Below are 10418 nucleotides of genomic sequence, written 5' to 3' on the forward strand. Positions count from 1 at the left end.
ATGTATTACTACACAGTGACTTGCATAAATTTGTAATACGATATAAAAGGGCATTGTCGGAACAAGTACCTGTAGAATTTGAAGAGTTTTTTAATAATAGATGGTATGAAATAAGGGCATTTCCTTCTAAGGAAGGCTTGTCTGTACTTTTTAGAGATATTACAGAAAAAAAGAAAGAGTTTCAAAACATTAATTTCCTAGCTAATTACGATGTTATAACAGAAATACCGAACCGTTTTTACTTTAATAAATACTTAAAACGCAAGTTACAATCACAATCTATTGGTGGTTCATTTGCTGTTTTATTTATAGATATTAATAATTTTAAAAATGTAAATGATACATATGGTCATGGAGTAGGTGATTTGGTATTAAAACAAATCTCAAGACAAATTGAGAAAAAAATAAATCAATTTGGTTTCATAGCTCGATACTCTGGAGATGAATTTCTTCTAACGTTGGAAAACCTTGATGATAATGAAATTTCATCTGTGATTGAACGAATAATTGAATCATTTTCAAGTCCATTTTGTATAAATGGGTTTGACATAAGAATTTCAATCTGTGTTGGGGTTAGCCAGTTTCCTAAGGATGGACAAAGTGAAGAATTATTAATAAAACATTCGGAAAATTCAATGTATCAGGCAAAAAAAGAGGGTAGAAATAAATATAAGTTCTACGCCTTTGTTGAGAATGAAGGAAGAGTAGACGCTTTAAAATTAGAGTTAGAGCTCCACAAGGCGATAGAAAATAATCAGTTATTACTTCACTATCAACCTAAAATCAATTTAAATACGGGGAAAATTGTGGGTGTTGAGGCATTACTTCGTTGGGACCATCCAGAATGGGGAATGGTGTCGCCAGAAACATTTATACCTATTGCTGAAGAGACAGGATTAATTTTACCTATTGGAGAATGGGTTTTGAATGCTGCCTGTAAACAAAATAAAACTTGGCAGCAACAAGGTTTTTCAACTGTTGTTTCCGTCAATTTATCAGCTATTCAACTTAATCAGACTAATATTATTGATACCATTGAATCCATTCTTCAAAAAACAGGATTAGAACCACACTTTTTAGAAATTGAGATTACTGAAAGTATGACAGTTGATATTGACCGCACAATTTTAATGTTACAACAGCTTAAAAAGATTGGAGTCCATGTTAGTATCGATGATTTTGGTACAGGTTTCAGTTCATTAAGTTACTTAAAAAATTTTCCTGTTGATACCTTAAAAATCGACCAGTCTTTCGTTAAAGAACTTCGAAACAACCCAAATGATGAAACCATAGTTAAAACCATTATCTCAATGGCTCATAATTTGAATTTGATTGTAGTGGCAGAAGGAATAGAAACAAAAGAACAACTAGTTTTTCTACAACAACATTTATGTGATGAAGGACAAGGATATTTTTTAAGTAAGCCCTTAACAGCACCCCAAGTANNCATGGAATCCCTAAAGATATAAGCCAACAATTGTTATTGAAAGAATTATTGGAATCTGCCCAAAGAGAGTTACACGATACGATTCGTTTGCAGCAAGGGATGATATTTAAGTATAAGAAAATTAATGAACGATTTATTCATACACAATGTGACGGGGAATTATTATACCGTCTTGGAATGATTCCTTCTCAAGTGATAGGAAAAGAATTAGATGATTTTCTTCCTTATAGAACTGCCCTTGATAAAACTGCCTACTATAAGATGGCATGGCAAGGAGAGGAATTTGTTACTTATGAGGAAGAGCTAAATGGAATTAATTATCTTGCAACTTTACGTCCTATTAAAAAAGCGGGAGAAGTAGTACAAGTCATAGGTTCATGTATAGATATAACGAAACGCAAAAAAGCGGAAAAAGCTTTACAAGAAAGCGAAGCTAAATATCGGCTGATTTCTGAAAACATGACGGACATAATAATGTTATTGGATATAAATGGAACGATACAGTATGCATCACCTTCCCTTGGAAAAGTAATGGGTAACCCATTAAAATCATATATAGGTAAAAGATCGTTTGATTTAATACATCCTGATGACAAGCAAAGCGTAATGATGGGATTTGAAAAAGTACTAAATACTATGAATCCATTAAGGATGGAAGCTCGTTTTGTGAACGTTGATGGGAAATCGTTATTATATGAAGGACTAGGTACCCCAGTCCTTGGAGAAAATGGCGATCCAGGACATTTTATAGTAGTGGGGAGAGACATTACTGAAAAAAGGGAAATGGAAGAACAGCTCTCAAAATCAGAGAAATTATCAGTTGTGGGTCAACTTGCTGCAGGTGTTGCACATGAAATTAGAAACCCTATAACTTCAATAAAGGGATTCATTCAACTTTTAGAGGAAGGAATCATGAAGAAAGAATTTTTCGAAGTAATTTCCAAAGAGTTTAAACAAGTTGAGGAAATTCTCGAAGAATTTATTAATCTTGCCAAACCAAAAGAAATTCAATTAGAAAAGGTTAATATTAAAACTATACTTAAAGAAGTTGAGACATTATTAAAACCAGAAGCAAATTTGAAAAACGCAGAAATTTTCCAAGAGTATAAACAAAACCTTCCTCAGATTATGTGTGATACAAACCAAATAAAACAAGTTTTCATTAATATAATTAAAAATAGCATTGAAGCAATTCCTAAAAATGGGTTTGTAGAAATCCAAGGCAGTATAGAAGGAAAAAATGTCCTAATAAAAATAATCGATAATGGAATTGGGGTAAGTGAGGAGCGAGTTCAGAAATTAGGTGAGCCGTTTTATAGTAATAAAGAAAAAGGTACTGGTTTAGGTTTAATGATATGTTTTAGAATTGTTCGGGAACATAATGGGTCAATAAAAGTAAAAAGTAAAGAAAATGAAGGTACTACGGTTGAAGTTAGGTTACCAATAAAAACTTGTCAATAGGAAGAAACCTAATGAATTAAACCATATATAGCAGTTAGGAAAAGAATATGCACTAAGGTAATACAACGCCATTAAAAGCAAACGAAAAAACCTCCAATGGCTTATTCATTTGTTATGAAATTAATTAGATTGTGAAGGATTGTACTTAAACTAACGGGTGCTAGAGTTCAATAAGTGCGAGCCATCTTCAGCAGCCACTGATCTTCAACAATCGGGCGCATTTCTAGAATAAGAAATGCGCTTTTTCTTAAAGCTTAGCGTACGATAAAAATACCGAATTGTGGATAAATAACGTGGAGATGTCCTGTCTTGACTCTCGGAGTCAACCCCCTCGAGTCACTTCAGACTTGAAGATAAAAGAAAAAATAGCCTTTATTTCAAGCACTCTAACGCTTGTCGGGGCTATGCATGCGCCCTGCGATTTTTTTCGTATCTTATATATTCTGACTGAGGGCGGAAAATTGAATTATCTTGCAGTTGTTCTATTGCATGTGCAGTCCAACCAATAATTCTTGCCACACTGAATGTCGGTGTGAAAAGTTCTGGTGGCATTTCTATAGAACGCATAATGGCAGCTGCATAATACTCGACGTTTGTATAAAGTTTACGGTCAGGCTTATGCTGTGCGAGTAAATCAATTATTTCCTTTTCAGCTACACTTGCTAAGTCTAACCATTCATCTTTTCCGTACATACTGGTACATTTATCTCTCAAAAGAATGGATCGTGGATCCTCTGTCCTATAGATTCTGTGACCGAATCCCATTATTTTTTCCCCATTTTGAAGTTTTTCTTCTATAACTGTTATGATGTTTTCCTGTTTTTCTATTTCCTCAAGTAACTCAATAACTCCTGAAGGTGCTCCTCCATGCAAAGGACCTTTCATTGTACCAATTGCAGATGTGATTGCTGCGGTTAAATCTGATTCTGTCGAAATTGTTACACGCGCAGCGAACGTAGCTGCATTTAACCCATGCTCCATTGTTAATTTCAAATATGTTTCAAGTGCCTCAACTTGTAGGTGGTTTGGAAGCTTCCCATTTAGCATCCATAAGTAATTAGCTATGTGTGACAAATTAGGATTAGGGTTGATGGAAGGTAAACCTTGTTGTTTTCGATAATGTATGGCTACGATTACTGGAATTGCGGAAGTAAGAATAATTGCTTGCTCTTTGATAGGTTCATTTGTAAAACCAGCATGTGCAAATGCGGAAATAGCTGTACGGACTGCATCCATCAATGGTATTTCTGCTGGTAAAGCGTCGAGGATTTCTAGAACATGGGGAGGTAACTCTCTCCCATTCATTAATTTAATTTTCAAAAGCCTTAGCTCACTTTCGTCTGGTAACACTCCTTGCCAAATAAGATATGCTACTTCTTCAAACGAATGAGAGGGAATAAGTTCGTCTATTAAAACATCTCTGTAGCGTAATTCCCCTATATCTCCTTTGACAGAAGCTATGTTTGTTTGAACAGCCACGACATCTTTTAATCCCTTTTTGAACATTCTGATTCCTCCTTCTTTTCTTTAGTATAGCGGTGTTATATGATTATAGAAATTGAATGTTTTATATTGAAATGATTAATTTTTTTAATTATACAAGGAGGAGTTTTGTGGAACTTCAGTGGTTGAAAACCTTTATTGTAGCGGCTGAAACGACTAATTTTCGTCAAGCATCGGAAAAACTAATCATTTCTCAACCAAGTGTGACCGTTCATATCCGGTTATTAGAGGAATACCTTGGGGCAAAGCTTTTTGATCGAATGAACAACCGCGTCACATTGACCGATGTCGGAAAGCTTTTTTATAAAGAGGCAAAGAAACTAGTCGAACAGATGGAACTGAGCGTAAATCGGATTCATACATATGCACAAGGATTTCGTAAAAACTGGGCTATTGCTATTTCCCCACTTATGGCCGAAACGATATTGCCATATATTTTACGAACGTTTATGGAGAGTCATCCAGACGTTGAAATCAGTATCCGTGTTGAAGAATCAGCTAATATTGAACAACTCGTCGATAACGGGGACGTGCATTTGGGCATTTCAGCACTAGACACTAAATTAAAGAATATAGAGTCGATACCAATTTACGATGACCCAATCCTGTTCGTCATTTCACCTGATTCATATGATGAAGAAAGTGGACCTCCAATTGACGCATTGGAAGTTTTACAGAAAGATTATGTATTCACTCACCATCATCCAGTATATTGGGATAGCTTGCTTAATAAGCTGAACAAACATGTAAAGCGTATCCGAACGATGAAAGTTACACAAGCACACATTGTAAAACGGTTTATTCAGGAGGGCCTCGGCATATCTTTTTTACCGCACTCAATTATAAGGCGTGAGTTAATAGAAGGAAAACTAATGCAACCACATTTCGACCTTTTCACACTACCTACTGTTTCAACTTTTATTATTGTGAAAAGAAAAGGGGATCTTGAGAAAGAGTTCATTAATTTGATTTCCAAATATTATTTTGGATAATAAAGGACTTACATTTGGTTGTCAAAAAAGAAGAAATTATCAAGCATCATTAACCCTATTTCAATTCAGCCATGAACTTCCTAAAAGCTTTTTCTTTTGCTAATGGATTCCATTCAGTCACAGCTTTCACCTTTCAGTTATGATCTATTTATAAGTATGCAACGAATATTATTATTCTTCTACAGGATTATTAGGTCCGTTAAGTTCTAATTGATAAAAGGCTAAATCAAGCCATCTATTGAATTTAAAAGCTACTTTTTTTATTGTGCCTGAATGAACAAAGCCAAAGTTTTTATGCATGGCAATGCTTTTTTCATTTGCTGCATCAATTCCAGCAATTAAGGTCATATACTCTCTTTCCTTGGCAATAGCAATTAATTCTTTCATTAAAGAAGTCGCAATTCCTTTTTTTCTGTATTCCTTATCCACATAAACAGAATGTTCAATTGAATATTTATATGCCGGCCAGGGTCTAAAAGGACCGAATGTCGCGAATCCAACTACTTTATTATCTTGTTCGCACACTAATATTGGATAACCTTCACTCATCTTTTGTTCATACCAAACTTGTCTGCTTTCAAGCGTTTGGGGTTTATAGGCGTATACAGCAGTAGTATTGAGAATGGCATCATTATAGATATCTAAAATGTCCAATAAATCTTTTTCGGTTGCTTCTCTTATCATATTTGTCTTCCTTCCACAATAAGTTTTTTAATCTCTAATTTATTTTAGAACGCACTAAACAAAACGTAAAATTGAACTTTTTAATCTTTTGCCATAGGATAAAGTTATGGCAAAGCAATTAGCGAATTAATTAAGAGGACGGTGCGGACATGACACTCCAACAATTTCGTTATTTAGTGGAGATTGCCAAGCATAATTCTATCAGTAATGCCGCCTCCGCACTTTACGTGACACAGCCCAGTATCAGCAAAGCAGTACGTGATCTGGAAGCTGAGTTAGGAATTACGATTTTAGATAGAACGAATAAAGGCGTTGTCTTCACCAAAGATGGTACAGAGTTATTATTTTATGCTAAAACCCTTTTGGAACAAATGGAGTCTGTCGTCTATCATTTCAATAAGGAGAAGGCAGCGGACATAACAAAGTTTTCTATTTTCTCTCAACATTATGGATTTGCGATAGAGGCTGTTGCAAATATGATGGATTATTTAAACGAGCAAAAATATGAGTTTACGATTCGGGAAGGAATGTCAACCGAGGTAATTGATGACGTGTATGCAAGCAGAAGTATCCTCGGAATTTTAACTCTGACTGATTTAAACAAGAATTTTTTTGAGCGTTATTTTACCTCAAAATCATTACTATTTACTCCACTTGCTTCAATAAAGCAACATGTCTTTCTCCGTAAAGAGCATCCTCTAGCTCATCTCAAATGTATTACCTTGGAGCAGTTAAGGCACTATCCCTTTTTGACCTATCAGCAGGACGATGTACTGCTTCACTTTGCGGAAGTATCCAATAGTGTAGACGATATTGGGAAGGTGGTCTATTTAAAGGATAGAGGCGCCACGAATAATCTCCTGTCCAATACAGATGCCTACAACATTGGAACAGGCTGTATCGTAAATAATTACATGAACCCCAATATTATCTCTATTCCAATAGAAAGAAGCAATCTAATTCAAGTGGGATTGGTGAAACGAAACGATGTGTTTTTGCCGGAAGAGGTTCTAGTATATATTGATTTTTTAGAATTAGCTTTGGAAAAATCTATGCCTATTGATATTAGAAAGTAAGTGTACAGTTCTAGTGCATCTAAAAGTATAAACCAAATTATTGAAGGTATTGTTTGGAGGTATTACTGATTACGAATTAAAAGATGATCAACTTATTGTGAAAGTAAGTGGTCAAATTTCTCAAAGCAAGTTATATTGGTAAAATTGAATAGTTTATTATATTGATAAATTGTTTCAAGCAAAATCAATTGAATTAATAACGGGTTACTTACTTTAAAAAAGAAATTCAACAATCGGGCGTGTTTATTTGGGAACGCGCCTTTTTTTATGGAAAGGCCATATTGCTCAGGGGTTAATTAGATATGAAGGTAAACAAAGAAGAAATGTATTTAAAGTAAGGGCAAATTGGTTGAAGAAGTAGTGTTGAAATTGTTAAATTTTAACTAACTGATAGTTGGCTAATGAGAGGAATGGACTAAATGAATAAAGAAATGTATGTGAAAATAAGTGATTGTAAACTATATGCTAAATTGGTGGGAGAAAATAATGGAAAACCAACAGTCATAATGGACGCTGGATATGGAGATTTTTCTAAGGCTTGGGATTCAGTAATTGGGGATATTTCAATGCTCACTAATGTTCTAATTTATGATAGAGCAGGACTTGGGAAAAGTGAAACAAGTTCTAACCCCAGAACCAGCCGTGAGATGGTAAAAGAATTAAAGGAACTTCTTATTGAAGCCGATATTAAACCTCCCTACATATTAGTCGGTCATTCATTTGGTGGAGTTAATATGCGGATGTATGCAACTAAATATCATAATGAGGTTTGTGGACTTGTCTTGGTTGACTCTACGCCTGAAGATTACAGAGAAAGATTTCTCCCAACGATGTCCCTAGATTTTCAACATGCATACAACAAGCAATTCGTTTATGAAGGCAATTATGATGAATTTATGGAAAGCCTAAAGCAGTTAAAAGAAAGCAGACTTAAATTAAATGTCCCATTAATTGTTCTCTCAGCTGGTAAGAAAGCTCATTATTCAAAGGAATCACAAGGGCTATGGAATGAAATGCAGAAGGAAATTCTTGAAATATCCTCAAATGGTGAATTGGTGATTGCTGAAAACAGTGCTCATTATATACAAAATGATGAACCAGAAGTGGTAGTCAGTGCGATAAAAAAGCTGATTGAAATTTTTTAAGATTAGATTGTGAAGGCCTATATATAAACTCGGGCTGCGTTAGTTTAGGAACGCTTCTTTTTTAATTAAAGGGCCATATTGTTTAGTCAGTAAGAGAAATGAAGATTATGAAGAAATGTACTTATGCTTACTCGCAGGTTAGTTGAGGGACTTAGTTACTTTGTTAGATAACATTAGACTTTTAAATTGTGCGTATTTTTCAAAAAATGATACTGTTAATGTAAAATATTCAAAAAGAGGTGTATCTTTAATGGAAATTAAATCGCTAGTTTTACAGACTAAAAGCTTAATTGAAATGAAAAAGTTCTATATTGATACGTTAGGTTTTTCTCTAATCAATGAGGATAAGGATAGCTTTCGAATTGCTGTTGGTACAGGTGAACTGGAGTTTACTACAAAAGAAGTAAAAGGTAACCCATATTACCACTTTGCATTTAACATACCCGCTAACAAATTTTATGAAGCAAAATCATGGGTAAAAGAAAGAGTAAGTTTACTTGTAGAAGATGGGGCAGATGAAGCTAATTTTGCTCATTTACCTGCACTTGCTCTTTATTTCTATGACCCTTCTGGTAATATAGTAGAATTTATTTCAAGATATGAAATTGCTGAAGATAGTATAGAACCTTTTTCCGTTAAAAGCATTTTAAACATTAGTGAAATAGGTTTAATTGTAGAAGACACTATAAGTGTAAGCGAAAAACTAAATCAAATTGGTGTAATAGAGCGTGACAATAAAACAATAAGTAGACAGTTCCTTAATTTCATGGGTGAAAGGAGGAAGGGAATATTTATTATATTAGCCCAACCAGGGAGAAGATGGATATTTTCTGATAAAACGTCTGCCATATTTCCTCTTGAGATTACATTAACAGATAACAGTAAAATAATCATCAATTCGGATAAGGAATTGCAGGTATATCGGAATGAGCAAAAAGGAGAATTATTTTCTGAAAATTAATATCTGTCAGAATACCATCTTAGATGCTGATGGTATGTGCTTAAACAAAAGGGATCGGAAAGTTCAATAAACCCCGTCCTTTTTCGCTTCTCTGCCCTACAACTGGAATAGGTACTCATCTATGTTAACCAAAATGAATATCTTTTGTTGAAACCATATTAACTAGGGAGGGATCTTCATGGGATACTTTGTTGTTGTAGAGCCAGGTGTGAACTTATATGTAGAAGATATTAACCCGGGGGGAAATAAGACCATCGTATTTTTGCATGGCTGGCCGTTAAGCCATAAACAGTTTGAATATCAGATTAATGTTCTTCCTGGTATGGGCTATCGCTGTATTGGTATAGACTGGAGGGGCTTTGGCAATTCGGATAAACCAATGACCGGCTATACTTTTGACGGACTTGCAGATGATATCCGCACAGTAGTTAGTACACTTCAAATAAACAATTTTACTCTTGTAGGTCACTCTACAGGCGGGGCTATCGCAATTCGGTATATGTCTCGTCACAACGGTTTTGGGGTATCAAGGCTTGTTCTTGTTGATGCGGCAGCCCCAACTGGATTTACCGCAGAAACTGCTAATAACTTTCTTAAAGAAACCTTAAATGACCGGCCTAAAATGATACAGGACGTAATAGATGGCTTTTTCTTTCAGTTTATAACTAAACCATTTTCGGACTGGTTTTTACAAATGGGATTACAAGCAGCAAGTTGGTCAACAGCTGCTATTATAAAGACATTAAGAGATGAGAAGCTACATGCGGATCTCTCAAAAATTAATGTTCCTACTTTAATCATTCACGGTATTCATGACAAAGTTATTCCATTTGCACAAGCTCAGGAACTAAATGAAAAAATAAGAAATTCACAGCTTGTTCCGTTTCAATATAGTGGTCATGGCCCTTTCTGGGAAGAACGTGACAAGTTCAACCAACTATTGACACAATTTGCTTAGTTGAAACTTTGACCTAAATTCAAATAAACGGAGACGATAGCACAATAATCGAGTACACTTTACGGACAGTTAAATATTTGCTTTAATTATTAGACTCGATACATTTGTTGAACTAAAAGATGTGTTAGTTCAACAAGCTAAAGGCTGCAATTATAATCATTATCTTGATCTTACGATCGGGCGCAATTCTT

9 protein-coding genes are annotated in these 10418 nt (G+C 34.8%); 7 read left to right on the top strand and 2 right to left on the bottom strand.

Features of this window, described 5'->3' with window-relative positions:
* Positions 1-137 precede the first annotated feature (137 nt).
* Positions 138-1469, top strand: a complete 1332-nt coding sequence (locus V7149_RS02900; RefSeq protein WP_438824079.1) for a putative bifunctional diguanylate cyclase/phosphodiesterase — start codon at positions 138-140, stop codon at positions 1467-1469.
* Between the two features lie 8 nt (positions 1470-1477).
* Complete coding sequence (locus V7149_RS02905) at positions 1478-2908, top strand: PAS domain S-box protein (RefSeq protein ID WP_335344162.1); 1431 nt, start codon at positions 1478-1480, stop codon at positions 2906-2908.
* Between the two features lie 402 nt (positions 2909-3310).
* Here V7149_RS02905 and V7149_RS02910 read toward each other — a convergent pair whose 3' ends face one another.
* The gene (locus tag V7149_RS02910) at positions 3311-4414 is read right to left on the bottom strand and encodes a citrate synthase/methylcitrate synthase (RefSeq protein WP_335344163.1); all 1104 of its coding nucleotides are present in this window, start codon (positions 4412-4414) and stop codon (positions 3311-3313) included.
* A 107-nt stretch (positions 4415-4521) separates the two neighbouring features.
* Here V7149_RS02910 and V7149_RS02915 point away from each other — a divergent pair, with 107 nt between their 5' ends.
* Positions 4522-5403 carry a LysR family transcriptional regulator gene (locus tag V7149_RS02915; RefSeq protein ID WP_335344164.1) on the top strand — a complete coding sequence of 294 codons (882 nt, stop codon included), beginning with the start codon at positions 4522-4524 and terminating at the stop codon, positions 5401-5403.
* Between the two features lie 171 nt (positions 5404-5574).
* Here the strand turns inward: V7149_RS02915 and V7149_RS02920 are convergent, their stop codons facing one another.
* Positions 5575-6087, bottom strand: coding sequence for a GNAT family N-acetyltransferase (locus V7149_RS02920; RefSeq protein WP_335344165.1), 513 nt, complete (start codon positions 6085-6087; stop codon positions 5575-5577).
* Positions 6088-6236: 149 nt separating this feature from the next.
* Here V7149_RS02920 and V7149_RS02925 point away from each other — a divergent pair, with 149 nt between their 5' ends.
* The 4 genes from V7149_RS02925 to V7149_RS02940 all read left to right on the top strand — a co-directional run bounded on the left by V7149_RS02925 (position 6237) and on the right by V7149_RS02940 (position 10227).
* Complete coding sequence (locus tag V7149_RS02925) at positions 6237-7163, top strand: LysR family transcriptional regulator (RefSeq protein WP_335344166.1); 927 nt, start codon at positions 6237-6239, stop codon at positions 7161-7163.
* Positions 7164-7582: 419 nt separating this feature from the next.
* Positions 7583-8308, top strand: coding sequence for an alpha/beta fold hydrolase (locus V7149_RS02930; RefSeq protein ID WP_335344167.1), 726 nt, complete (start codon positions 7583-7585; stop codon positions 8306-8308).
* A 250-nt stretch (positions 8309-8558) separates the two neighbouring features.
* Positions 8559-9269 (top strand): VOC family protein, encoded by a 711-nt coding sequence (locus V7149_RS02935; protein WP_335344168.1) that lies wholly within the window; start codon positions 8559-8561, stop codon positions 9267-9269.
* Between the two features lie 178 nt (positions 9270-9447).
* A complete protein-coding gene (locus V7149_RS02940; protein ID WP_335344169.1) occupies positions 9448-10227 on the top strand; it encodes an alpha/beta fold hydrolase in 780 nt (259 codons plus the stop codon).
* Positions 10228-10418: the final 191 nt, after the last annotated feature.

The sequence above is a fragment of the Bacillus sp. JJ1503 genome (genome assembly GCF_036965125.1).
Taxonomy (GTDB): domain Bacteria; phylum Bacillota; class Bacilli; order Bacillales; family Cytobacillaceae; genus Cytobacillus.